This is a genomic window from Flavobacterium anhuiense, assembly GCF_050990855.1.
Taxonomy (GTDB): domain Bacteria; phylum Bacteroidota; class Bacteroidia; order Flavobacteriales; family Flavobacteriaceae; genus Flavobacterium; species Flavobacterium anhuiense_C.
The window spans coordinates 956,314-979,753 of the sequence record NZ_CP158861.1 but is presented as its reverse complement, the minus strand read 5'-3'; the positions used below and the strand labels follow the sequence as shown (position 1 = coordinate 979,753).

The 23,440-nt window shown below is 34.7% G+C and carries 23 protein-coding genes; 12 read left to right on the top strand and 11 right to left on the bottom strand.

The genetic code is table 11. The annotated features are described in order from the left end of the window. Positions 1–67: 67 nt before the first annotated feature. From ABTV69_RS04505 to hemA, 8 genes are all read right to left on the bottom strand, one after another. Entirely contained in the window at positions 68–1,006 is a 939-nt protein-coding gene (locus ABTV69_RS04505) for a DUF4421 family protein (protein ID WP_433834478.1), read from the bottom strand. Between the two features lie 48 nt (positions 1,007–1,054). Beyond that, positions 1,055–1,513, bottom strand: a complete 459-nt coding sequence (gene tnpA, locus ABTV69_RS04500; protein ID WP_433834477.1) for an IS200/IS605 family transposase — start codon at positions 1,511–1,513, stop codon at positions 1,055–1,057. A gap of 539 nt (positions 1,514–2,052) precedes the next feature. Then, entirely contained in the window at positions 2,053–2,958 is a 906-nt protein-coding gene (hemF, locus tag ABTV69_RS04495; protein WP_433834476.1) for an oxygen-dependent coproporphyrinogen oxidase, read from the bottom strand. Between the two features lie 2 nt (positions 2,959–2,960). After that, positions 2,961–3,344: a hypothetical protein gene (locus ABTV69_RS04490; protein WP_433834475.1), complete on the bottom strand. Its 384-nt coding sequence runs from the start codon at positions 3,342–3,344 to the stop codon at positions 2,961–2,963. A 110-nt stretch (positions 3,345–3,454) separates the two neighbouring features. Next, positions 3,455–4,480, bottom strand: a complete 1,026-nt coding sequence (gene hemE, locus ABTV69_RS04485; protein ID WP_433834474.1) for a uroporphyrinogen decarboxylase — start codon at positions 4,478–4,480, stop codon at positions 3,455–3,457. Positions 4,481–4,585: 105 nt separating this feature from the next. Then, positions 4,586–5,251 (bottom strand): uroporphyrinogen-III synthase, encoded by a 666-nt coding sequence (locus ABTV69_RS04480; RefSeq protein ID WP_433834473.1) that lies wholly within the window; start codon positions 5,249–5,251, stop codon positions 4,586–4,588. Next, entirely contained in the window at positions 5,251–6,174 is a 924-nt protein-coding gene (hemC, locus tag ABTV69_RS04475; protein ID WP_433834472.1) for a hydroxymethylbilane synthase, read from the bottom strand. The genes ABTV69_RS04480 and hemC overlap by 1 nt, the downstream gene beginning before the upstream one ends. Before the next feature lie 177 nt (positions 6,175–6,351). Then, positions 6,352–7,602: a glutamyl-tRNA reductase gene (gene hemA / locus ABTV69_RS04470; RefSeq protein ID WP_026727390.1), complete on the bottom strand. Its 1,251-nt coding sequence runs from the start codon at positions 7,600–7,602 to the stop codon at positions 6,352–6,354. A gap of 227 nt (positions 7,603–7,829) precedes the next feature. Between hemA and ABTV69_RS04465 the strand changes: the two genes are divergently transcribed. The 6 genes from ABTV69_RS04465 (at position 7,830) to ABTV69_RS04440 (ending at position 13,443) form a co-directional block, all read left to right on the top strand. Continuing rightward, on the top strand, positions 7,830–8,705 hold the full coding sequence (locus ABTV69_RS04465; RefSeq protein ID WP_433834471.1) for a helix-turn-helix domain-containing protein: 876 nt from the start codon (positions 7,830–7,832) through the stop codon (positions 8,703–8,705). Positions 8,706–8,911: 206 nt separating this feature from the next. Further along, positions 8,912–9,925 (top strand): ferrochelatase, encoded by a 1,014-nt coding sequence (gene hemH / locus ABTV69_RS04460; protein ID WP_433834470.1) that lies wholly within the window; start codon positions 8,912–8,914, stop codon positions 9,923–9,925. Positions 9,926–9,964: 39 nt separating this feature from the next. Then, positions 9,965–10,513, top strand: coding sequence for a CopD family protein (locus ABTV69_RS04455; protein ID WP_433834469.1), 549 nt, complete (start codon positions 9,965–9,967; stop codon positions 10,511–10,513). Between the two features lie 143 nt (positions 10,514–10,656). Further along, a complete protein-coding gene (locus ABTV69_RS04450; RefSeq protein ID WP_433836671.1) occupies positions 10,657–12,072 on the top strand; it encodes a sensor histidine kinase in 1,416 nt (471 codons plus the stop codon). 11 nt (positions 12,073–12,083) lie between these two features. Continuing rightward, entirely contained in the window at positions 12,084–12,866 is a 783-nt protein-coding gene (locus ABTV69_RS04445; protein ID WP_433834468.1) for an enoyl-CoA hydratase/isomerase family protein, read from the top strand. Between the two features lie 175 nt (positions 12,867–13,041). After that, on the top strand, positions 13,042–13,443 hold the full coding sequence (locus ABTV69_RS04440; RefSeq protein ID WP_433834467.1) for a hypothetical protein: 402 nt from the start codon (positions 13,042–13,044) through the stop codon (positions 13,441–13,443). Positions 13,444–13,672: 229 nt separating this feature from the next. Here ABTV69_RS04440 and ABTV69_RS04435 read toward each other — a convergent pair whose 3' ends face one another. The 3 genes from ABTV69_RS04435 to ABTV69_RS04425 form a co-directional block, all read right to left on the bottom strand. Next, positions 13,673–14,326: a metal-dependent transcriptional regulator gene (locus tag ABTV69_RS04435; RefSeq protein WP_433834466.1), complete on the bottom strand. Its 654-nt coding sequence runs from the start codon at positions 14,324–14,326 to the stop codon at positions 13,673–13,675. 78 nt (positions 14,327–14,404) lie between these two features. Next, the gene (locus ABTV69_RS04430; RefSeq protein ID WP_433834465.1) at positions 14,405–16,273 is read right to left on the bottom strand and encodes an Nramp family divalent metal transporter; all 1,869 of its coding nucleotides are present in this window, start codon (positions 16,271–16,273) and stop codon (positions 14,405–14,407) included. Between the two features lie 74 nt (positions 16,274–16,347). Then, positions 16,348–16,740: a Fur family transcriptional regulator gene (locus ABTV69_RS04425; RefSeq protein WP_308067893.1), complete on the bottom strand. Its 393-nt coding sequence runs from the start codon at positions 16,738–16,740 to the stop codon at positions 16,348–16,350. A 93-nt stretch (positions 16,741–16,833) separates the two neighbouring features. On the opposite strand from ABTV69_RS04425, the gene ABTV69_RS04420 reads away from it, so the two are divergent. The 6 genes from ABTV69_RS04420 to ABTV69_RS04395 all read left to right on the top strand — a co-directional run bounded on the left by ABTV69_RS04420 (position 16,834) and on the right by ABTV69_RS04395 (position 23,405). Then, on the top strand, positions 16,834–17,187 hold the full coding sequence (locus tag ABTV69_RS04420) for a MerC domain-containing protein (RefSeq protein WP_433834464.1): 354 nt from the start codon (positions 16,834–16,836) through the stop codon (positions 17,185–17,187). A gap of 10 nt (positions 17,188–17,197) precedes the next feature. Beyond that, the gene (locus tag ABTV69_RS04415) at positions 17,198–18,106 is read left to right on the top strand and encodes an NAD(P)/FAD-dependent oxidoreductase (protein WP_433834463.1); all 909 of its coding nucleotides are present in this window, start codon (positions 17,198–17,200) and stop codon (positions 18,104–18,106) included. Positions 18,107–18,538: 432 nt separating this feature from the next. After that, positions 18,539–20,791 carry a TonB-dependent receptor gene (locus ABTV69_RS04410; protein ID WP_433834462.1) on the top strand — a complete coding sequence of 751 codons (2,253 nt, stop codon included), beginning with the start codon at positions 18,539–18,541 and terminating at the stop codon, positions 20,789–20,791. Positions 20,792–20,939: 148 nt separating this feature from the next. Then, the gene (locus ABTV69_RS04405; protein WP_433834461.1) at positions 20,940–21,401 is read left to right on the top strand and encodes a thioredoxin family protein; all 462 of its coding nucleotides are present in this window, start codon (positions 20,940–20,942) and stop codon (positions 21,399–21,401) included. Between the two features lie 18 nt (positions 21,402–21,419). Next, positions 21,420–22,604, top strand: coding sequence for a lycopene cyclase family protein (locus ABTV69_RS04400; RefSeq protein WP_433834460.1), 1,185 nt, complete (start codon positions 21,420–21,422; stop codon positions 22,602–22,604). Between the two features lie 3 nt (positions 22,605–22,607). After that, entirely contained in the window at positions 22,608–23,405 is a 798-nt protein-coding gene (locus ABTV69_RS04395) for a tetratricopeptide repeat protein (protein ID WP_433834459.1), read from the top strand. Positions 23,406–23,440 lie beyond the last annotated feature (35 nt).

Sequence of the window (23,440 nt, the reverse complement as noted above, 5' to 3'; positions counted from 1 at the left end):
GTTTTTATAAATCTCTGTAATTTAAGCATTTTAATTGGGCTTCATGCTTATTTATAGTTAAGATTTCTTACAATCCTATTTTTTCATTGACTTTGTCGTAGACCTCTTTTACTTTTTTTGGAGGATCAAATCGGTAGCCAACAGAAAGTTTTACAGTAGCAATATTGTCATTCAATCTTGGATCGGCCTTATCATCTTGCGCAAAACTTACCGTATTAAGACTCGCAAAACCGAAGAAACGATCTCTATTATAGGCCAATTTTAAATTGAAATCGGCTTGATATAAAGCGGAGGTTTCTCCATCAATATCATTGATTCCTGCTCCAAGAGCAAGCCCCGCTCCAATTAAAACCCGATTGCTGATTACAAAGTTGTAAAAATAGGCGGGGGCCAAAGTAAATACATAAATATCGCCAGGTGAAGAATCGGGGGTGTTTAAATCCAGATTGGTGTAATAAAAAGAAAAGGACGGAATGAAACTTCCAGAGCTTTTAATCTGCCACTCGTTTTGACTTACCAATGTTTTAAAAGAAAATTTATCATTAAAAACGTAAGAAGTCGATCCGCCGATTTTCGTGGTGCGCATATGTGGCAATTGTGCCGTTATGTTATCATCACTGATATAAAAACCTTTTTGATTGATGAAGGTAAACGATTGCATCCATTTTTTATAATAAAAACGGGTGTTGAAATTAAAATGTTTGGAATTGGAATCGCCTTTGTTTCCGCTCAGAAATTTAGGAGCAAAACCAATCGTAATGTCAATGATTTTATAGTTTAAACTAAAACCAATCTGCTCTCGTCGATTCGGAATAAGATTTAGGTATATTTTAGGATCTTGATTATCTGAAGCAATCTGAAAACTATTGGAAGTATCTAAATAATAAACGCTGGCAGTAATTTTATCGTCATAAGATTTAAAGTACGGATTCTGCAAAGTGTCTTTTTGGGCGAAACACCCCAAAATGCTGATGAAGAATGTGGCGTAAATTAGTTTTAAATTCATCAATAGTGAATATTTAAGTTTAAAATGCTCCAGCGGAGCAAAATAAAATTAAACTTCTTGAAAAAGATATTCATTTTTAAAATCAACATTGAATAATTTTAGAAACGCAATATATTCTTCTTTGAATGTTCTTGTTTTATGATGCTCTTCTTGGTTTTCAATATATTTTATAACATTTCCCAATTGTGAATGACCATATGAGAAAGCTCCGAAACCAGTTTGCCATTCGAATTTTCCATTAATCCATTTTTGTTCATTTATGAATTTTGAAGAATTGGCTTTAATATCTCGTACTAAATCTGATAGTGAAATATCTGGTTTTATTCCAACTAAGATATGAATATGATCTGGCATTCCATTAATCACAATCAATTTTTGTTTTTGATTTGTGATAATTCCTGTAATGTATTTATAAATCTCATCTTTCCAATGTTTTGAAATTAAATTTTGTCTTCCTTTTACAGCAAAAACAATTTGAACATACAATTGAGAATAAGTGTTTGCCATTTTTTTAGTTAATATTATTAATAAGTAAAGCTAGTTAATAATTTTAATTTGTAGGATAATATTTATTTTTATTATGAATAAATATGCCGCCCCTAGGGCTTTTAATATCTGGGATGTCAATTGTTCTATAGATATTTCGCTCCGCTGGAGCTCTTTGTATTGTGTCAATAGGATTTCTATAAATATTATGCTCCGCTGGAGCCTTTTATAATGGTGTAAATTGTTCTATAAATATTCCGTTCCTCAGGAACTCTCTTTTTTGAGGTGTTGCTAGAATTTCTATAAATATTTCGCTTCTCTGGAGCTTTTTTAGTAATTGTCAAGTCCCAGCTGGACAAAATATTTATAGAATTGAAAAGTCTAGACCAGATTAGGAGCTCCAGCGGAGCGAAACACATTTGTTTATAATTACATACAGCCTGTATTAAATATAAAAAATGCTCCAGCGGAGCATAATATTTATAGAAATTGAATCGACAACCAAAAAAAAGAGCCCCAGTGGGGCGATATATAATTATCAAATCTAACAAATTTTTAGATCAAGAAACCCACTCACGCGGATTTGCCAATACATTAATCAATTTCTCTTCTTCACTTCCAGCTTCCGGATGATGATCATAAACCCATTGCACATGTGGAGGCAAACTCATTAAAATACTTTCAATTCTTCCGTTTGTTTTTAAACCGAATAACGTTCCTTTATCGTGAACTAGATTAAACTCTACATAACGACCGCGACGAATTTCTTGCCAAGTTCTTTGTTCTGGAGTATAAGGAAGCGTTTTTCTTTTTTCGACAATTGGTACATAAGCTTTAAGGAAACTATTTCCAACTTCGGTTACAAAATCGTACCAATTTTCCATTGACATTTGGTCATTTGCTTTGCAATAATCGAAGAATAAACCGCCAAGTCCACGAGCTTCATGACGATGCGCATTCCAAAAATAAGAATCGCACTGTTTTTTATATTTTGGATAAAACTCAGGATTGTGTTTATCGCAAGCTGTTTTACAAGTTTGGTGAAAGTGTTGTGCATCTTCTTCAAACAAATAATAAGGTGTTAAATCTTGTCCGCCACCAAACCATTGTTCGATTACATTTCCTTTTTCATCATACATTTCAAAATAGCGCCAATTCGCATGCACAGTAGGAACCATTGGGTTTTTCGGGTGAATCACCAAACTCAATCCGCATGCAAAGAAATCGGCTTCGCCCACATTGAACATTTTCTGCATCGTTTCTGGAAGTTTTCCATGAACAGCAGAAATGTTTACACCGCCTTTTTCGAAAACTGCTCCGTTTTCAATAACGCGTGTTCTTCCGCCACCACCTTCTGGACGTTTCCATAAATCTTCACGGAATTTTGCAGTTCCATCAACCGCTTCTAATCCAGCGCAGATTTGATCTTGTAAATTTTGTATGTATGCGTAAAATTTGTCTTTCATTGTTATTGTTTTTTGGCTTTCGCCGAAGCAATTTTCGAATTTATTCCAAAAGAAAAAGCTTTGCTCTCAGCTTGAATATATTGATAAACAGCTAAAGCTTTATTTTCAAAATGACAATTTTCATCTTTTGAAAGTTCCATCAAAATATCAGCAAATTGTTCCAATTGCTCCCAATCAAAATGAAGACGCATTAATAATGTTGTCAAATCTTCATTAGAATAATCAATCAAACTCTCCAAGTTCAACCCAAATTCTTTCAATTGGTTTTCAAGATCTGATTTTTGCAAAGCATTTAAAGGATAAGGCACATAAACAAGAGTTCTCAATGTTTTAAGAACATTGTCGATTCTAATTTTTTCTTCGTCTCTTAAGCCTTTGTTGAGCATAATTATGTTTCTAAATTCTGAAAACCCCGGATTGAAATCCGGGGCTACAAAATGAATCGTTCCTGCGGAACTTTTATTAGTTTATTTAGTGAAAAACTGAATACTGATCACTAATTCCCGTATTCCTTAACCGCGTCGATGAACGCTTTTGCGTGATCTACAGGTATATTTGGTAAAATTCCGTGACCTAAATTTACGATATATTTGTCTTTTCCGAATTCGTCGATCATTTCATGAACCATTTTCTTGATAGTCGGAATTGGAGAAAGCAATCTTGACGGATCGAAATTTCCTTGTAAAGTAATGTTTCCGCCAGATAAATAACGTGCATTTCTTGCTGTACAAGTCCAATCTACTCCAAGAGCTGAAGCTTTACTTTTACCCATTTCGCCAAGAGCAAACCAACATCCTTTTCCGAAAACAATAACTGGAGTGATTTCCGCTAAAGCGTCAACAATTTGGTTGATGTATTTCCATGAAAATTCTTGATAATCAACCGGAGAAAGCATTCCTCCCCAAGAATCAAAAATTTGAACAGCGTTTACTCCCGATTTTACTTTTTCTTTTAAGTATAAAATAGTCGTGTCTGTGATTTTTTGTAACAAAGTGTGGGCTGCAACTGGGTTTGAAAAACAAAATCCTTTTGCAGTATCAAAACTTTTAGAACCTTTTCCTTCAACGGCATAACAGAAAATTGTCCACGGCGAACCTGCGAAACCAATTAACGGCACTTCATCGTTCAGCATTTCCTTAGTCAATTTCACAGCGTCGAAAACATAACCTAAAGTTTCATTTACATCAGGAACAAAAACTTGATTTACTTGTTCCATCGTACGAATTGGGTCTGGAATAATCGGACCTAAATTGTCTTTCAATTCTACGTGAATTCCCATTGCGCGAGGAACAACCAAGATGTCTGAGAATAAAATTGCAGCATCTGGAGCAATTCTGCGAATTGGCTGAACCGTAATTTCAGCTGCTAATTCTGGAGTTTCGCAACGCGTAAAAAAATCATATTTATCACGTAGTTCTCTGAATTCTGGCAAATATCTTCCCGCTTGACGCATCATCCATACCGGCGGACGCTGAACTGTTTCTCCTTTTAATGCTTTTAAAAATAGGTCGTTTTTTAACATCTCTTATTTCTTTATCCTGCAAGGTTTTCAAAACCTTGTAGGTATTGTTATTAATTAATATAGAAACCTACAAGGTTTTGAAAACCTTGCAGGAAATCTCATTTGTTATTTATATTCGTGAATTACATCTTCGATCACATCTTCAATTGTGGGTTGATCTGCTACGATAATATTTTTTGTGATTTTTGACAAAGCTTCTGCAGTCGTATCTCCAATGCAGAAACAGATTTGTTTATTAATGGTATTGTGTTTCAGATAACTTTTTACTCCAGACGGACTAAAAAACAGAATCGCTTCCGGATTTGCTTTTATTTTCTGAGGCTGTAAAGTCGTTTCGTAAACCTGAATTTCATTGAATTTAATTCCGTTTTCTTTTAAAGCTTCTGGCAAAGTATCTCTTCTTAAATTACCGCTGAAAAAAGTATAGCTTTCGCTTCCATAAATTAAAGTGATAATTTCAGCCAAATCTGCAGCATAACCAGTGTAAGCAATAACGTTGAATCCGTTATCGGTCAATAAGTTTTTGGTTTTAAGTCCAACGCAATAGACGTTTTTCTTTTTTAGTTCTTCCGATTTTGGATTTGATAAAACACTGTGAACCGCATTCTGGCTTGTAAAAATCAAACTTTCGTTGAGGTCTTTTAATTCGAAAGGTTTATTTTCGGTTTTAATGAAATCGGCTTCGATTAACTCAACGCCATATTTCATTAGCTCTTGTTTGTGAAGAGGAGATAATATTTTTGTAGATACTATTTGAACTGAGTTTGCCATTACTTTTTCAGAGATTCTTTGATTTGCTGCATTAATTCCGTTCCACCATTATTCAAAATCTCCTGAGCCGAGTTGAAACCTAGTTTTTTCCATTCTGAAATATCAACCGTTTTGTCGATTTCCAGTTTTTGTTTTCCGTCAATAGAAAGTAAAACACCTTGGAAATGCAACGTATCTTCGTCTTCGTTGTAGGTAACCAAAGCTCCAATTGGCGCTGTACAGCCACCTTCCAGCGTTCTTAAAAACTGACGTTCGATATGTGTACAAATTTCAGTTTCAATATCATTTAACTGAGAAAGTGCATCCAAAGTATAATTGTCATTTTCCATTCCCACAACCAACATCGCTCCTTGTGCCGGCGCTGGAATCATCCAATCTAAATTGATGAAATTTTCTGGTTTTAGATTAATTCTTTCTAAACCTGCCGCTGCAAAAACAGCGCCGTCCCAATCGTTATCTTGTAACTTCTGCATACGTGTATTAACGTTTCCGCGTAAATCGACTACAGTATGATTTGGATATTTATTGAACCATTGTGCCTGGCGACGCAGACTTCCAGTTGCAATGGTGCTTGGATTTGCAAAATCAGGATTTCCTTTATGGACTAAAATATCTAAAACATTGGCTCTTGGTAAAACTGCCCCTTGAACGATACCTTTTGGCAAAGCCGTTGGAACATCTTTCATTGAATGCACCGCAATATCAATATCGCCATTGATCATCGCAATGTCTAAAGTTTTGGTGAAGATTCCCGTAATGCCGAGTTCGTAAAGCGGTTTGTCCAGAATAATATCACCTTGAGATTTTACAGCCACAATAGAAGTTTTATAACCTAAATCGTTTAGTTTTTTCTCTACAGTATGTGCCTGCCAAAGTGCTAATTCGCTGTCACGCGTTCCTATTCTGATTGTTTTTTCAGCCATGTTTTTTGTTTTGAACCATATAAGTTATATAAGTAAATTTAAGCAGTTTGGGTAAAACACATTTTAAATAATCTGATACAACTTTAAAATTTTTGAACCACATAAGTCATATAAGTAAATTTAAGCTTTTTGTGCATGGCAATTTTAAATGAACTTATATGACTTATATGGTTTAAATTAAGATGCTTTTATTTTGAAGACTTTTTCGATCCATTCGATGCTTTCATCAACCATGGTATCGTCGTCTTTTAAATGGTTTGCGAAATGTGTAGTGATTTTTTGAATGATACGGTTACTGATGATTTCAGCTTGCTCTTCATTAAAATCGGCAATTTTTTTACTTTGAAAATCTAGTTCCGAAGCTTTAATAGCGTTTAGTTTTTCTTTTAAAGCATTAATTGTCGGAGCGAACTTTCTGCCTTTCATCCAAGTCACAAATTCTTCTTTGATTTCTTCGATGATGGCTTCAGCAGCCGGAATGTGTAATTTTCTGTTTTCCAAAGTTTCATCTGTCAATTGAGACAAATAATCCATGTGGATCAAAGTTACGCCTTCTAATTCCTCCACATTTTCGTGAACGTTTTTCGGAATCGATAAATCCAAAATCAATAAAGGTTTTTTCAGATTTAAAATTGCTTTGTCAACTGTTGGATTTTGCGCGCCTGTTGCCACAACTACAACATCGGCTTTTTGAAGTTCTAAATGCAATTCAGAGTAATCTTTAACAATCAGGTTTAATTTTCCTGCCAGTTTCTCTGCTTTGTCTTTAGTACGGTTTATTAAAGTGATGTGCTCGTTTTTAGTATGTTTTACTAAATTCTCGCAGGTATTTCTTCCGATTTTCCCAGTTCCGAAAAGCAAAATGTTTTTATTGCTGATGTCTTCTACATTTTTAAGAATGTATTGTACTGAAGCAAAAGAAACCGAAGTAGCACCAGAGCTGATCTCAGTTTCGTTTTTAATTCTTTTGCTCGCCTGAATAACTGCATTTACCAGCCTTTCCATGAAAGCATTCGCCAAACCTAAAGATTTTGAATGGATGAAACTGGTTTTAATTTGAGATATAATTTCAAAATCACCTAGGATCTGACTGTCTAAACCAGTTCCTACACGAAATAAGTGATTAATTGCTTCTTGATTTTTATATACGAAACCAACTCTTTGAAAAGCGTCTACAGAACCATTACTGTTATCGCAGATTAGTTTTATTAATTGAAAAGGATGTTCCGCAAAACCATAAATTTCGGTTCTGTTGCAAGTTGAAGTAACAAGTAGACTTTCAATTCCTTCGTTTTTAGCTTGTTCCAGAAGACGAGTTTTCGCAACGGCATCCAAACTAAATTGACCTCTGACCTCAGCATCAGCTTTTTTATAACTCAGACCAACTGAGTAAAAATAGAGGTGTTTCGGTACGTTATTGTTTTCCATAAATTCACTTTCATAAAAGTGCAACAAAATTATTACTATACCATCGATAAAAATAACGCTAAAAGTACTTTTTATGTCGCTGTATGTTTTTTTGAACCTAAATGGGTGTTTTTGAGTAAAAAGGACTACTTTTGTAGCAAAATCAACTCATTAGAAGTGATTAGTTTAGAGTGATTCTAAATAACATTTGAAGTTTGTTTTGATTTTCGTTTCAAAAAAATATCGCTATGGGTTCTCAAGAAATTATAAAAATTGAAGACGACTTTACGCTGATCCGTTTTCAAAACGACGGTGCCGAACCTTTTTTTGCACAGCATGAAATTGTAGGTACTGGTCTGATACAGTTTCACTTCGGTATAAAAGGAAATGCAAAATTCTTGTTCAATCAAGGTACTTATGCTTTAGAATTGAAAGAAGAAAAATCGCTGCTTTTATACAATCCGCAGAAAGAATTACCGCTGAATTTAGAATTGGCTCCAAACTCTTGGGTGATTTCTGTAATTGTTTCGATCAAGAAATTTCACGCGTTGTTTTCTGCCGAAGCTAATTATATTACTTTTTTAAGTCCAGACAATAAGGATAAGAAGTACTATAACGAAGGAAATATTAGCCCGTCGATGGCGATTGTGTTGAGTCAGTTGTTTCATTATAATCTTCATCCTTCGATCAAAAACCTTTATTATAAAGGAAAAGGATACGAATTGTTGAGTTTGTATTTCAACAGAACCGAAGATCCAAATGCAGAACAATGTCCGTTTTTGATTGACGAAGACAATGTCTTGAAAATTAGAAAAGCCAAAGAAATTGTAATCGCCAATATGGCCGAACCGCCAGGATTACAAGAACTAGCAGATGAAATTGGTTTGAATTTGAAAAAGCTGAAAATGGGTTTCAAACAAATTTACGGTGACACGGTTTACGGTTTCTTGTTCGATTATAAAATGGATTTCGCGAGAAAACTATTAGACTCTGGTTCTTACAATGTAAACGAAGTAGGATTGAAAATTGGTTACAGTACTGGAAGTCACTTTATAGCCGCTTTCAAAAAGAAATTCGGAACAACTCCTAAAAAGTATTTGATGTCGATTAATGCGAATGTTTAAACACGAATTTCACTAATTAGCACAAATTAAATCTGCTAAATCTGTGGAATCTGCGAGAGAAATTGATTTTCTATATTTAGCAATAATTAAAAAGTAATAATTATCATATTTCGAATAAAGTACAGCGTTTACTTTTGCCGAAATTTTTAAAACAAATAAAAAAGCTTAAAGCCTAGTGCTTAAAGCCTAAAGCAAAAAAAACAATAATGAAAGGCGTATTATTAGTAAACTTAGGTTCTCCAGAAAGTCCAACTCCAAAAGACGTAAAACCATATTTAGATGAATTTTTAATGGATAAATACGTGATTGATGTCCCGTATTTATTAAGAGCATTATTAGTTCGCGGAATTATTCTAAGAAAAAGACCAGAAGAATCGGCACACGCTTACGCGAAAATTTGGTGGGAAGAAGGTTCACCATTAGTAGTTCTTTCAGAAAGAATGCAGCATAAAGTACAGCCTTTAGTAAATGTTCCCGTTTCGTTAGCGATGCGTTACGGAACTATGACAATCGAAAAAGGACTTCAGGAATTAAGTGATAAAGGAGTTACTGATGTAATGCTTTTTCCTTTATATCCGCAATATGCAATGGCTTCGACCTTAACTATTTTGGTAAAAGCTGAAGAAATTCGCAAGAAGAAATTCCCACACATGAAATTTACTGATGTTCCGGCATTTTATAACAAACCGGATTACATCAAAAACTTAGCAGATTCAATTCAGAAACATTTAGTTGGATTTGATTACGATCATTTATTGTTCTCATACCACGGAATTCCAGAGCGTCATATTCGCAAAACTGATGTAACAAAATCACATTGTAAAATTGATGGTTCATGTTGTAACACGCCATCTCCAGCACACGAATTCTGCTACCGTCACCAATGTTACGAAACGACAAAACAAGTCATTAAATTATTAGGGCTTCCTGAAGACAAATATAGTTTGACTTTTCAATCTCGTTTAGCGGGAGATAAATGGTTAGAACCTTATACGGATGTTGAAATTGACAATATGCCAGCAAAAGGAATCAAGAAATTAGCGGTTGTAACACCAGCATTCGTTTCAGATTGTTTGGAAACTTTAGAGGAAATCGCGATGCGTGCCAAAGAAGATTTCGAAGCAAATGGAGGAGAAGAGTTTCTTGCAATTCCTTGTTTGAATGATGATGACGAATGGTGTCAGACAGTTGCAAATTGGATTAACGACTGGGCTAAATAGAGAAAATAGAAGAAAGAGCAAAGAAAAAAGACTTTCATAATGGAGTATTATAATTACTTAAAATCACTGCATCTTATTTTTGTTATAACTTGGTTTGCAGGTTTGTTTTATATTGTGCGTTTGTTTGTGTATCAAATTGAGGCCAATGAAAAACCATCTCCAGAAAAAGAGATTTTGCAGGCACAATACAAAATTATGGCCTATCGTTTGTGGTACATTATTACATGGCCATCGGCGGTTTTGGCGAGTATTTTTGCTTTTTGGATGCTATTTTTTACCGACGCAGGTCATATTTGGATAAAAATGCCCTGGATGCACGTAAAATTGTGTTTCGTTTTCCTTTTGTATTTATACCACGGAAAATGCCATCAGATTTTTAAGCAACTGCAAAACGATGAGGTAAAATATTCCAATAATTTTATGCGTTTATGGAACGAAGGCGCAACGATTATTTTGTTTGCCGTTGTTTTTTTAGTAGTTTTAAAAAGTGCTATCAACTGGATCTTCGGTGTAATCGGAATTATTTTGTTTTCTGTATTAATAATGCTGGGATTCCGATTTTATAAAAGAATTAGAGAAAAGAAATAGTTTTTTAGTTTCAGGTTTCAAGTTTCAAGTTACCAAACGCGACGTAACCTGAACGTGAAACTTGAAACCTGAAACAAATAAAACAAATGCTAAACAACTTCAAAATGACAATGCTTTCTCTTCGCACCAGGATTTTCCTGTCGATGATTGTATTGATCGTTGTGGCATCTTTTTTATTGGCTTCGATTTCGATTATTCAGTTTAAGACGGAGGCCAAAGAATATCATCAGGAGCGTCTTGAGCGAAAAGAAAATGCCGTAAAAGAACACATAAATTATGTTCTGGCAACTACAACGTATCCGCTAAAAACCCAAAATCTGGACTTGATCTTTAAAGATAAAATCCACGAATTAGCTCAGATTCACAAAATTGAAATTAATATTTATAGCCTTGACGGAAAGCTTCTGAAATCTTCAAAAGAGTCTTTTGCCGTTGACAAAGCACCACCACCAATTCCAGAGTACATTCTAAAGCTAGTTCGTTCTTCTATCGAAAAGCGATTTGTAGACATTAAAACGATTGATGGGATCAAAAACAGATCTTCCTATAGTTTAATTAAAGACGAAAAATTCAAACCACTCGGAATTCTAAACCTTCCGTATTTGGAAGACGACGGATATTACGACAACGAGCTGAATACTTTCCTGATTCGTTTAAGTCAGGTGTATTCTTTCATGTTGATCGTGGCTTTTGCATTAGCGTATTTTCTTTCAACCTACATTACAAAATCGCTAAAAACAATTTCTGAAAGATTGGAAGAAACCAATCTGGATCAGAAAAATGAGAAAATTGTTTTAGAGGCCAACAGTAAAGAAGTTAATTTTTTGATAACAGCTTACAACGGCATGGTGGACAAATTGGAGAAAAGTGCCATCAAATTAGCGCAGAGCGAACGTGAGGAAGCTTGGCGCGAAATGGCAAAACAAGTCGCGCACGAAATTAAAAATCCGCTTACACCGATGCGTTTAACGGTTCAAAGTTTCCAACGCAAGTTTGATCCTTCTGCTCCTGATGTAAAACAGAAAATGAACGATTACTCGGAGACTTTAATTCAGCAGATTGATACGATGACATCTGTAGCATCGGCGTTTTCGAACTTTGCTTCGATGCCAGCACAGCAAAATGAAACGCTGAATGTGGTTGAGGTTGTCGAATTGGCTTTGGACATTTTCAACGAAGATTATATTTCTTTCGAAAAAGAAGAAGAAGAAATCATTTCTAAAATGGATCGTACACAGTTGATTCGTGTCATTACCAATTTGGTTAAAAATGCAACGCAGGCCATTCCAGAAAGTCAGTTTCAAAAAGCTATTGTAGTCTCCGTAAAAAGACAAGACAATAATGTTGAAATTGCCGTAAAAGACAACGGAATCGGAATTCAGAAACAAGATATCGGAAGGATTTTCGAACCAAAGTTTACTACAAAAACTAGCGGTATGGGGCTTGGACTCGGAATTATCAAAAACATTATCGAAAATTACAAAGGAACAATTACCTTTGAGTCAACTTACGGAAAAGGAACTACGTTTACAGTTTCTCTCCCTATCACCAACTCTTAAAATATAGCGTCATGAACTACGAAAATCTTTTAATTTCTATTGAAGAAAAAATCGCGACAATTACCATAAACAGACCAACAAAATTGAATGCTTTAAACAAAGCAACAATTAGTGATCTGAGTAAAGCGATTCAATTATTGGGTAAAAATGATGATATCCGCGTTATTATTTTAACAGGAAGTGGCGAGAAAGCATTTGTTGCTGGAGCTGATATTTCAGAATTTGCGAATTATACTATTGTTGAAGGCGCACAATTGGCTGCTGAAGGTCAGGAATCTCTTTTTGATTTAATCGAAGGACTTAAAAAACCGGTTATTGCAGCCATCAACGGATTTGCTTTAGGTGGCGGACTAGAATTGGCAATGGCTTGTCATTTTAGAATTGCTTCTGATAATGCAAAAATGGGCCTTCCAGAAGTTACTTTAGGATTGATTCCTGGTTACGGAGGAACACAGCGTTTGCCGCAATTGGTTGGAAAAGGCCGCGCCATGGAAATGATCATGACTGCAGCGATGATTACCGCTGAACAAGGAAAAGATTACGGTTTGGTGAATCATGTGGTGCCTCAGGAAGAACTTTTGTCTTTCACGAACGTAATTGCACAGAAAATCATTAAAAATGCTCCTTTCGCAATCGGAAAAGCTATAAAAGCAATCAATGCTAATTTTACTGATGGTAAAAATGGTTTTGATGTCGAAATAAAATCATTTGGAAAATGCTTCGGAACCGCTGATTTCAAAGAAGGAACAACAGCATTCCTAGAAAAACGTAAAGCCGAATTTACAGGAAAATAATTTTTTTTTTAACCGCAAAGTTCGCTAGGAATTACGCAAAGCACACAAGGAAAATTAAAAAACTTTGCGAACCTTGCGTAAATCTTTGCGAACTTTGCGGTTAAATAATATAGCACAAAGAGGATAAAAACTTAGCCTCTTAGTATCTCAGAACCTTTGAAACTTTAAAAAAAAAATGTACGAACCAATATTTGCCCTTTTTTGTGAACGAGTTAAAGAAAGCATCCAAAGTGGAACTTTCGCAAAACTGACTTTGGCCAAAACGATGGGCGATACCGATCTTAAAAATGTCTATTTCAGATTGGTTCTTAATGAAGATAATACCTTTTCGATTTCGCTTACTTTCAGATACAAAACAGAAGAAATAGAGAGCATTCATACTTTAGATGAAGCTTTATTAATTTTGGGCACGCACATCAAGAATCCTTTTTTAACAGCACTTTTATTTACAACAAATGACGATGTAACATTCAAAGTAAATAAAAAGAATGCCGGAAGTATTATTGAGCAGGCACCAACTTTTAAAAATGCTTCACCCGTAATGTTGGAGATGATTGAAAAAGGGATTGTAAAATAATTCTTTAGAAAATGTGCCGTTTCTACGGAACTTTATTTCCCATGATAACGTTTTTTTTAACGGATTAAAATCCGTTGCTACCAATATTTTGTTCCTAACGGAACATCTTAATGCCAAACAAATTTTAAAATTTGTTTGGCATTAAATTATATTGCTATACGAATTGGCAGTTTATATAAAATCTTTGCGAATCTCTGTGCAATCTTTTGTGCATCTCTGCGGAACACCCCTAAACCAACTTCACAAACAAATTAGAAGCAATTTTATTAGAAATAGATAATTCCCTTTCATTAACTTTAATTCTGACCGATAAATCGAAAGATTCTTTAGATAAAAACTCAATTTTAGATCCCAAAGCAATTTCTTGTTTGTCCAAATATTTTAAAAACTCCGAAGAAGTATCTTTTACGCCTACGCAAACGCCAGTTTGATTTTCTTCCAATTCAGATAAAAGCTGCTTCTCGATTTTAATAATTCGGCCGTTTGCATCCGGAATTGGATCTCCGTGTGGATCTTCAGTCGGATTTCCAAGAAAATCATCCAAACGATTGATCAATTGTTCCGATTTGATATGTTCCAACTGTTCTGCAATATCGTGCACCTCATCCCAGCTAAAGTTTAGCTTTTCAACCAAAAACACTTCCCAAAGACGATGTTTTCTCACGATCATTTTCGCAGCTAATTTTCCATTTTCAGTTAAAGAAACACCTTGGTATTTTTTATAATTCACCAAATCTTTCTCCGCGAGCTTTTTAAGCATATCGGTTACAGAGGAAGCTTTCGTTTCCATAATTTCCGCAATAGCATTTGTGCTGACTTCGGTTTCTAGAGCTGCGGTCAGGTGATAGATCGATTTTAAGTAGTTTTCTTCTGAAAAGGTCATTTTTTTGAGGTTCAAAGGTTCAAAGGTTCAGAGTTGCAAAGGCTTTGTCCCTTTGTTCCTCTGAGCCTTTGCCCCTTATTATTTAACAATCAACAAAGGTATCGAAATTTTATGTCTCAATTTGTCTACTGTGGTTCCAAAAAGAATATCTTTTAATCCAGTGTGGCCGTGGGTTCCCATTACCAGAATATCAAAATTTCCTTCGTTTATAATTTTCGGAATTACTTTGTTTGGTTTTCCGAAGCCGAGTTCTGTTTTAATTTTGAAGCCTTTTTCGGAAAGCATGTCCTTGTATTTCAATAATAATTTCTCGTCGATCGTGGTTTCGTGATCGTGAACGTGAACACCGTACATCAAAGCGCCAACCGTTTCTACAATGTGAATGAGCGTATATTCGGTGTCAATGCCGCCTAATTCGAAGGCTTTGTTTAAGGCAGCTTGATCTGCATTAGAGAAATCGACAGAAATGGCGATGTTTTTTATGCTCTGAGTTTCTCTTGGCGAAAATTTCAATTTAAGATTATGTGGCGAATGATTGATGTGTTTGTTTTTTGCTTTAGCGATAAATGGATTAAAAATGATATAAAGCAGCAAACCTAAGAACCCGAAAGCCAGTGGCACAACGGTAAACCAAAGAACCATTGGGTGGCTGGAGCTTTCCAGCCAAGAGGTGATCTCATCATAAACTAATTTGGCATTTAGCGAAACAATGATAGAAGCTATAATCCAAGAAACGACTTGTGTGGTTCTGGAAATATGAAAACCTTTCATTTTTGATTTATCGCTTACAAAGTGAATCAGCGGAATAATCGCAAATCCTAATTGTAAACTCAAAATCACCTGACTTAGAATTAAGAGCTTTCCAGTAACGCTTTCGCCATAAATTAAAATGACAATTACGGCTGGAATAATAGCAATCAAACGCGTAATAATTCTACGAACCCAAGGCTGAATTCTAAAATGAAGATAACCTTCCATTACGATTTGACCCGCAAGTGTTCCTGTTACAGTTGAACTTTGTCCTGCCGCAATTAAGGCAATAGCAAATAACGCTGGAGCCCATTTTGTTCCCAGAAGCGGTTCTAAGAATTTGTGCGCATCCTGAATTTCAGCTACTTCATACATTCCGTTTTTATGGAAAGTCGCCGCAGCAAGAATTAAAATGGCAGCATTTACGAAGAAAGCTAGATTTAATGCAATTGTAGAATCTATAAAATTGTATTTTAAAGCTTGTTTTATTCCCGCTGGCGTTCTGTCGAATTTTCTCGTTTGCACTAAAGACGAATGCAAATATAAGTTGTGTGGCATTACAGTCGCTCCGATAATTCCGATGGCAATATACAAAGCAGCAGAGTTTGGAATCGAAGGAATAAGCCCTGCAAAAATCTTATGAACTTCTGGTTCGGCAAAAACCATTTCGAAAATAAAAGAGAAACCAATAATTGCTACTAAAGCAATAATGAAGGCTTCCATCTTGCGAATTCCTTTATTGATCAGGAAAAGCAATAAAAAGGTGTCTAAAACGGTAATTAAAACCGCTTCGAGTAACGGAATTCCGAAAAGCAGATTAATTCCAATCGCCATTCCCAGAACTTCTGCTAAATCGCAGGCCGCAATCGCGATTTCGGCAAGAAAATATAAAATGTAGTTGACGTATTTGGAGTAAGTTTCTCTTGATGCTTGCGCAAGGTCACGTTGCGTTACAATTCCGAGACGAGCGCTTAAACTCTGCAAAAGCAAGGCCATTAAGTTACTCATCAATAAAACCCAGACTAAAGTGTAGCCAAATTGGCTTCCCCCGGCAATATCAGTTGCCCAGTTTCCGGGATCCATGTAGCCAACGCTTACTAAATATGCAGGGCCTAAGAAGGCCAAAATTTTTCTAAAACCTTTTTTTTTGTTTTCTGTAGAGACCGATTCGTGGACTTCTTCTAAAGATTTGGTCATTGTAAAAGTATTGTTTTCACAAATATAGAGAAAAATTATATTCGGGAAACAATATTTTTAGACTAGTCTAAAAGTTAAATGTTAGAATTTAAACAATTCGGGCATAATCCCGATAAAGTAAAATTGATTTCGTTGACCTTGTAATTGTGGGGCATAATGTAACTCGGCTTTACCGTTTCGAGGCAGGTAATCTCATGACAATTTTCACAGCTGAAATGTGCGTGGTTATGAATGTGTACACGCTGATGCGAATGATTGCATTTGGCATACTTTACCGTTCCGTCCAAATTCGAAATTTTATGAATAATGTCTTCATTAATTAATCGATCTAGAATTCTGTAAATCGTAACGCGATCGCACAAATCATTTAATTGTTTATGAATTTCAGTATGCGAAAGAGCGGTCTTAGATTTTTCAAACACCTCTAAAACAGCCGTCTTTGCTGCGGTATTACGTGTAGTTTTCATTTTTTACGGAATTAAAAATTAAACGCAACTATGTTGCAATTGGTAAAATTGTATATATTTGCAACAAAATTGCATTAAGCAAAAGTACACATAATGAAGAAAATAAGCACATCCTTTTACGATATTTTAGGAATTTCAAGCGCGACCATTTGCCTGGTTCATTGTTTGATTTTTCCTCTTTTAACAATCCTTCCTTTGGGGTTGAGTCATAATCCGATTATAGATTTACTATTTGCTTCGATAGGTTTATTTGCAATTCTCAAAATTATAAAAAAATCAGCTCTTTTGGTATCCTCAATTTTGGTTGTTTCAATGGCGCTGATTTGGATTAGTATTTTGACAGAACTCTTCTTGGAAATTCATCTTGATCTAATTTATTTTGGAGGAATTGGAATGATCTTCGGGCATTTAATCAATTACAAATTACATAGAAAACAAAACCATTAAAAATAGAAATATGGAACAGAAGCATTTTGAAGTGATTATCATTGGCGGAAGCTATAGCGGACTTTCGGCCGCAATGAGTTTAGGGCGTTCTTTGCGTCAGGTTTTGGTTATCGATAGCGGTTTGCCTTGCAACAGACAAACGCCGCATTCTCATAATTTTATTACACAAGATGGTGAAAAGCCTGCTGTTATTTCGGCTAAAGCCAAACTGCAAGTTGATGTTTATAAAACCGTTCAATTTTATAATGGACTTGCTGCAAAAGCATTAAAAACAGAAAAAGGTTTTGAAATTGAAACGGAATCGGGAGAAATCTTTACAGCGAAAAAAGTACTATTTGCGACTGGCGTAAAAGATTTACTTCCAGAAATTGAAGGTTTTGCAGATTGTTGGGGAATTTCAGTTTTGCATTGTCCGTATTGTCATGGTTATGAAGTCAAAAATGAAAAAACAGCGATTATTGCCAATGGAGAAATGGGATTTGAATTTGCTAAACTGATTTCGAATTGGACAAAAGATCTTCGTTTGTGTACCAATGGAAAATCAGAATTGACTTTAGAACAAACGGAAAGTCTTAAAAAACATGGCGTTTTAATTTTAGAAGAGGAAATAGATTCTTTTGAAAATAAAGATGGTTACGTTTCGAACATCATTTTCAAAAACAAAGAAAAGGTAGAGGTAAAGGCCGTTTATGCTAGAGTGCCTTTTGAACAGCATTGCAAGTTACCACAAGATTTAGGTTGTGAAATCAATGAACAGGGATATTTGAAGGTCGATTTTATGCAGAAAACAACCGTTCCTGGTATTTTCGGAAGTGGAGATGCAACAACCCAAATGCGTTCTGTGGCGTTGGCGGTTTCTTCTGGATCTTTCGCAGGAGCAGTAATTAACAAGGAACTTATCGACGAGGATTTTAAATAAGCTTATGAAAATTGCTCGCAAGGCGCGAAGTCGCAAAGTTTTTTGAACCATATAAGTCATACAAGATAATTTAAGTTTTGTTTCAATAGCCCTAAGTTTTAGGCAGGAGAATAATTGTAATTGAAAAAAGGCTTTAGCCAAACATTGTAGAATTTGGCTAATGTAAACCCGACAGGTTTTTAAAACCTGTCGGGTTTCTAATTGAATTGCCCCTAGCTACAGCTAGGGGTGGGAAATTTAAAGAGAAAAGGCTTTAGCCAAACCAACACTTTGGCTAAAGCCCTTTAATTTCATTATCTATCTTCATCCAGTAGAGCTGGACGCAATTCAACTTTTTAACGTACTGAAATTGAAATGTTTTAAAAATTTCAATTCAGAATAAATATATATCAAATTTAATTTTTAGTTTTGTCTAAATTTAATTTTATAATAATGAAATATTTATTTTTGATAATATTAATAATTTCAACTAAAAGCCTTTACGCTCAAAATATCTCGGGAAAAGTAGAAACATCAATTCCTAATGTTCAAGAGATTAACGTACGTTTATTAAATACCAACTTTAAAACTCAAACGGATTCTTTAGGTTTTTATAACCTCGAGAATGTTCCAAACGGAACTTATAAAATACAAGTGACCTCGACTGGATTCAAACCTATAATCCAAAAGATATCGCTTTTAGAAAATGAAAATTTGAATTTAGATTTCGAATTGGAAGAAGATCAAAATGAATTGAACGAAGTGGTAGTTTCGGGAACTTTAAAACCAGTGAAACGATTAGAAAGTGCGGTTCCCGTTGAGGTATATTCGCCCGTTTTCTTCAAGAAAAATCCAACACCAAGTATTTACGATGCACTTCAAAACATAAATGGCGTTCGCCCGCAGTTGAATTGTGGAGTTTGTAACACAGGAGATATTCACATAAACGGATTAGAAGGTCCGTACACTTTGGTGATGATCGATGGAATGCCAATTGTAAGCAGTCTTTCAACGGTTTATGGTTTGTCTGGAATTCCGAATTCTTTGGTGGAACGAATTGAGATTGTAAAAGGTCCTGCGTCGTCGCTTTACGGAAGTGAAGCCGTTGGTGGTTTGATTAATATTATCACTAAAAATCCAACGACAGCGCCAACATTTTCAGCCGATTATTTTGCGACCTCTTATTTTGAAAGCAATCTCGATTTGGGAATGAAGTTTAATGTGGGGAAAAAAGCAACTTCGCTTATTGGCGTCAATTACTTCAATTACGATCAGGTTATTGATAAAGACCACGATAATTTTACCGATGTTACACTTTCTGAAAGAATTTCGGTTTTTAATAAATGGAGTTTTAAGCGAAATCACAATCGGCTTTTTACTGTCGCAGCGCGCGGAATGTATGAAGATAGATGGGGTGGAGACATTCGTTGGAAAAAGAAATATCGAGGTGGCGACGAAATCTATGGTGAAAGCATTTATACCAAAAGAGCCGAATTAATAGGAAGTTATCAATTGCCATTTGAAGAAAAACTGATGCTTTCTTTTTCAGGAAATGTTCATTATCAAGACAGTCGTTACGGAACAACTTCGTATATCGCCAATCAGAAAATTGGTTTTTTGCAACTGACTTGGGACAAAAAAATCGGAAGAAATGATTTATTGGCGGGAATTGCGAGCCGATATACGTATTATGACGATAACACTCCTGCGACGAAAGAAGCTGAAAATACTTGGCTTCCTGGGATTTTTGTTCAAGACGAAATTACGTTTTCTCCAAAAAGCCAAGTTTTGTTGGGAATGCGTTACGATTACAACTCGATTCACGGTTCTATTTTTACGCCAAGATTTGCCTATCGTTTCAAAGCTAACGAAAACACCATTTTTAGATTAAATGCTGGAACGGGATTTCGTGTCGTGAATTTGTTTACCGAAGATCACGCGGCATTAACGGGGTCAAGAGATGTTATTATTCAAAATGATTTGAAGCCTGAGAAATCAGTAAATGTCAATTTGAATTACATTCAGAAAATCAATTTCGGAAATGGAACTTTTATGGGAATTGAAACAACGGCTTTTTACACTAGATTCAGCAATAAAATCATTTCAGATTATGAGACCAACCCAAATGAAATCATCTACGACAATATTGATGGTTATGCGATAAGTCAGGGAATCAGTACCAATGTTGATCTTAATTTTCCTTCAGGATTAAAATTTATTGTTGGAGCAACAGTTTTAGACAACAAAAATGTTGAGAATGGTCTTTCAGAAAGACCGTATCTGACAGAGAATTTCACTGGAACTTGGAGTATTTCATACAAAATCCAGCCTTTGAATTTATCGATGGATTATACTGGAAATGTTTACAGTCCGATGAAATTGCCTTTGTTGAGCGAAGCCGATCCTAGAAGTCCAAAGTCACCTTGGTACAGTATTCAGAACATTCAGTTTACGTATTCGGGATGGAAAGATTTTGAGGTATATGGAGGAATTAAAAACTTGTTGAACTTTACACCAATGCAGAATAATCCGTTTTTGATTTCGAGAACCAATGATCCTTTTGATAAAAATGTACAATACGATTCAGCTGGAAAAGTATTGGTAACGCCAGATAATCCGTACGGTTTGACATTTGATACGACGTATGTTTATGGGCAAAATCAAACTATTCGTGGATTTTTAGGATTGCGATATACTTTTAGGTAATTTTATTAGCGATTATTAGCCACGAATTCACGAATTATTTGTTGAGATTTAACCAAATAAAATTACACCAATTTAATTTTGACTAATTCGTGAATTGCTTCGCTAGTAGCTATCGCTCGAGTCGTGGCTAAACCTCAAAACAAAAACAATGAAAAAGCTTCTATTTATTCTTTTCTTCGGAATAACTTCAACAGTTTTCTGCCAATTAAAAAGCAGCACTTTTGAAGAAATAGACAGCTTGCAACAAATTCAAAAAAGAAAAATCATTGTTTTTATTCATACCGATTGGTGCCAGTTTTGCCAAAGAATGAAAGCCACAACATTTAAAGATCAAGAAATAATAAACAAACTTAACTTCAATTTTTATTTCATCAGTTTTAATGCTGAAGAAAAACGAGATATTAGATTCGCTAATCATACTTTCAAATATCAGCCTTCGGGAAATAATGTTGGTGTTCATGAATTGGCATTAGAACTTGGAAGGATAAACAACCAAATGAGTTATCCTATTTTATGTGTTTTGAATGAGAAGAATGAAATTATCTTTCAATACAACAATTATTTGTCGATGAAAGATTTTAAAACTCTTTTAGAAAATCTGGAAAAGTAAATTTTCTTATTTTTGAGAATGAATTCTTCGCAAATCCCACATTTCGATTACATTTTTACAGGAACTGGACTCGCATCTTTGATGACGGTTTACAAAATGATTTTGTCTGAGAAATTCTCCGATAAATCGATTTTACTTCTCGACCAGAATGTGAAGAAAACCAATGACAGAACTTGGTGTTTTTGGGAAAAAGAAGAAAGTATTTGGAATTCGGTCGTTTCAAAAAAATGGGATTCGGCTTTATTTGCTAACGAAAGCTTTAATCGAAATTTCACGATTAAGCCTTATGTTTATAACAAAATCAATGGTTTAGATTTTTATAATTTTGTTTTTGAAGAAATTTCAAAACAGCAGAATATCATTTTTCTAAATGAAAAAGTAACCGACATTAACGAACTCGAATCGCATGTTTTTGTTGGTACAGAAGAGAATCGATACACTTGTAATTATCTTTTCAATAGCATTTATACTAAGACTTTCGCCGAAAGGCAAAATAAATATCCCGTTTTGCAACAGCATTTTGTGGGATGGTTTATAAGAACGGAAGAAGAAGTTTTCAATTCAGAAGAAGTCACTTTCATGGATTTTTCGATAGAGCAAAAAGGTAATACAAGATTTATGTATGTTTTACCGACTTCAAAAACGGAAGCTTTGGTAGAATATACTTTATTTTCGGAAAAATTGCTTCCGCAAAAAGAGTATGAAAACGAGATTGAAATTTATCTGAAAAACCTCGGAATCGAACAATATGAAATTCTAGAAAAGGAGCAGGGAAGTATCCCAATGACTTCTTATCCGTTTTGGGAAAAAAATACTAAACGCGTTTTGAATATTGGAACTGCTGGGGGTTGGACAAAAGCAAGTACGGGCTATACATTTAAAAACGCAGATAAAAAATCTTCAGCTTTAATAGTGTCTCTTCAAAATCAAGATTTTCAAATGAAGCATTTTCATAAAAAATCTAAATTTTGGTTTTATGATCTATTGCTTTTGGATATTTTGTATCGTCATAACGAGTTGGGAAGTGCTATTTTTTCGTCATTATTCCGAAAAGGAAATCCAAAACTGATTTTCAGGTTCTTAGATGAAGAAACGAGTTTTTCTGAAGATGTTAAAGTTATTTTAAAGTGCCCAAAAATCCCATTTATTAAAGCGTTATTTAGAGTGATTTTTCTCTCAATTAATCTAACTAAAAAAACGTAGCCATTGAAAAACATTATTCTAGGATTCAGTTTATTTTTTACTCTTTTATCATTTGGACAAGTGTCTAAAAACAAAGTGCAAGATCAAATTGTTACTCAATATCTCGACAGTTGCGCTTATAAGCATAATTATGTTTTTGAAATGTCTGAATGGCAAAATTGTATTGACGAAGGTTTGAAAAAAGACAGTACAATTGCGTATTTATGGCAACAGAAAGCAATGCCGTATTTTAAGTGTAAAAAGTATGAGGTTGGAATGCCCTATTTAGACAAAGCTGTATTGTACGATAAAGAACGTTGGCTTTCTTATCGCGCTTTTATGAAATGCATTTTTTCGCATAATTACAAGGAGGCTATTATTGATTTTGATGAAGCTATCAAATTATATGGAAATAGCTATGTAATGGATCATTCTTTTAATTTTTATAAAGGACTTTGCTATCTTCAGTTAAATGAATATGATAAAGCAGAAAAGCTTTTGGATGATTATGTGAATGATATTTATAAAAACAGACAGCAGTTGGAACATCCGACAGCTTATTTTTATCAAGGAATTGCAAAGTATGAACTTAAAAAATGGGATGAGGCAATTGCTATTTTTGATAAAGCATTAAAAATATATCCAGAATTCTCTGATGCTAAATATTACAAAGCAATTTGTTGGCTTAAGCAAGGAAAATCTCGTGATGAAGTGGTTGCGTTGGTTGGCGTAGCTAGAGAAGATGCACTAAAAGGATTTTCGATAAATGAAGATAATACTATTTATGAGACGTATCCGTATCAAAAGAAATTTAGTAAATAGCAATGAAACTATAACAAAACTTTATACTTGAAAGT

Coding starts and splice junctions, on each gene's coding strand:
- ABTV69_RS04505 (WP_433834478.1), bottom strand. CDS start 1,006: ATGAATTTAAAACTAATTTACGCCACATTCTTCATCAGCATTTTGGGG.
- tnpA (WP_433834477.1), bottom strand. CDS start 1,513: ATGGCAAACACTTATTCTCAATTGTATGTTCAAATTGTTTTTGCTGTA.
- hemF (WP_433834476.1), bottom strand. CDS start 2,958: ATGAAAGACAAATTTTACGCATACATACAAAATTTACAAGATCAAATC.
- ABTV69_RS04490 (WP_433834475.1), bottom strand. CDS start 3,344: ATGCTCAACAAAGGCTTAAGAGACGAAGAAAAAATTAGAATCGACAAT.
- hemE (WP_433834474.1), bottom strand. CDS start 4,480: ATGTTAAAAAACGACCTATTTTTAAAAGCATTAAAAGGAGAAACAGTT.
- ABTV69_RS04480 (WP_433834473.1), bottom strand. CDS start 5,251: ATGGCAAACTCAGTTCAAATAGTATCTACAAAAATATTATCTCCTCTT.
- hemC (WP_433834472.1), bottom strand. CDS start 6,174: ATGGCTGAAAAAACAATCAGAATAGGAACGCGTGACAGCGAATTAGCA.
- hemA (WP_026727390.1), bottom strand. CDS start 7,602: ATGGAAAACAATAACGTACCGAAACACCTCTATTTTTACTCAGTTGGT.
- ABTV69_RS04465 (WP_433834471.1), top strand. CDS start 7,830: ATGGGTTCTCAAGAAATTATAAAAATTGAAGACGACTTTACGCTGATC.
- hemH (WP_433834470.1), top strand. CDS start 8,912: ATGAAAGGCGTATTATTAGTAAACTTAGGTTCTCCAGAAAGTCCAACT.
- ABTV69_RS04455 (WP_433834469.1), top strand. CDS start 9,965: ATGGAGTATTATAATTACTTAAAATCACTGCATCTTATTTTTGTTATA.
- ABTV69_RS04450 (WP_433836671.1), top strand. CDS start 10,657: ATGATTGTATTGATCGTTGTGGCATCTTTTTTATTGGCTTCGATTTCG.
- ABTV69_RS04445 (WP_433834468.1), top strand. CDS start 12,084: ATGAACTACGAAAATCTTTTAATTTCTATTGAAGAAAAAATCGCGACA.
- ABTV69_RS04440 (WP_433834467.1), top strand. CDS start 13,042: ATGTACGAACCAATATTTGCCCTTTTTTGTGAACGAGTTAAAGAAAGC.
- ABTV69_RS04435 (WP_433834466.1), bottom strand. CDS start 14,326: ATGACCTTTTCAGAAGAAAACTACTTAAAATCGATCTATCACCTGACC.
- ABTV69_RS04430 (WP_433834465.1), bottom strand. CDS start 16,273: ATGACCAAATCTTTAGAAGAAGTCCACGAATCGGTCTCTACAGAAAAC.
- ABTV69_RS04425 (WP_308067893.1), bottom strand. CDS start 16,740: ATGAAAACTACACGTAATACCGCAGCAAAGACGGCTGTTTTAGAGGTG.
- ABTV69_RS04420 (WP_433834464.1), top strand. CDS start 16,834: ATGAAGAAAATAAGCACATCCTTTTACGATATTTTAGGAATTTCAAGC.
- ABTV69_RS04415 (WP_433834463.1), top strand. CDS start 17,198: ATGGAACAGAAGCATTTTGAAGTGATTATCATTGGCGGAAGCTATAGC.
- ABTV69_RS04410 (WP_433834462.1), top strand. CDS start 18,539: ATGAAATATTTATTTTTGATAATATTAATAATTTCAACTAAAAGCCTT.
- ABTV69_RS04405 (WP_433834461.1), top strand. CDS start 20,940: ATGAAAAAGCTTCTATTTATTCTTTTCTTCGGAATAACTTCAACAGTT.
- ABTV69_RS04400 (WP_433834460.1), top strand. CDS start 21,420: ATGAATTCTTCGCAAATCCCACATTTCGATTACATTTTTACAGGAACT.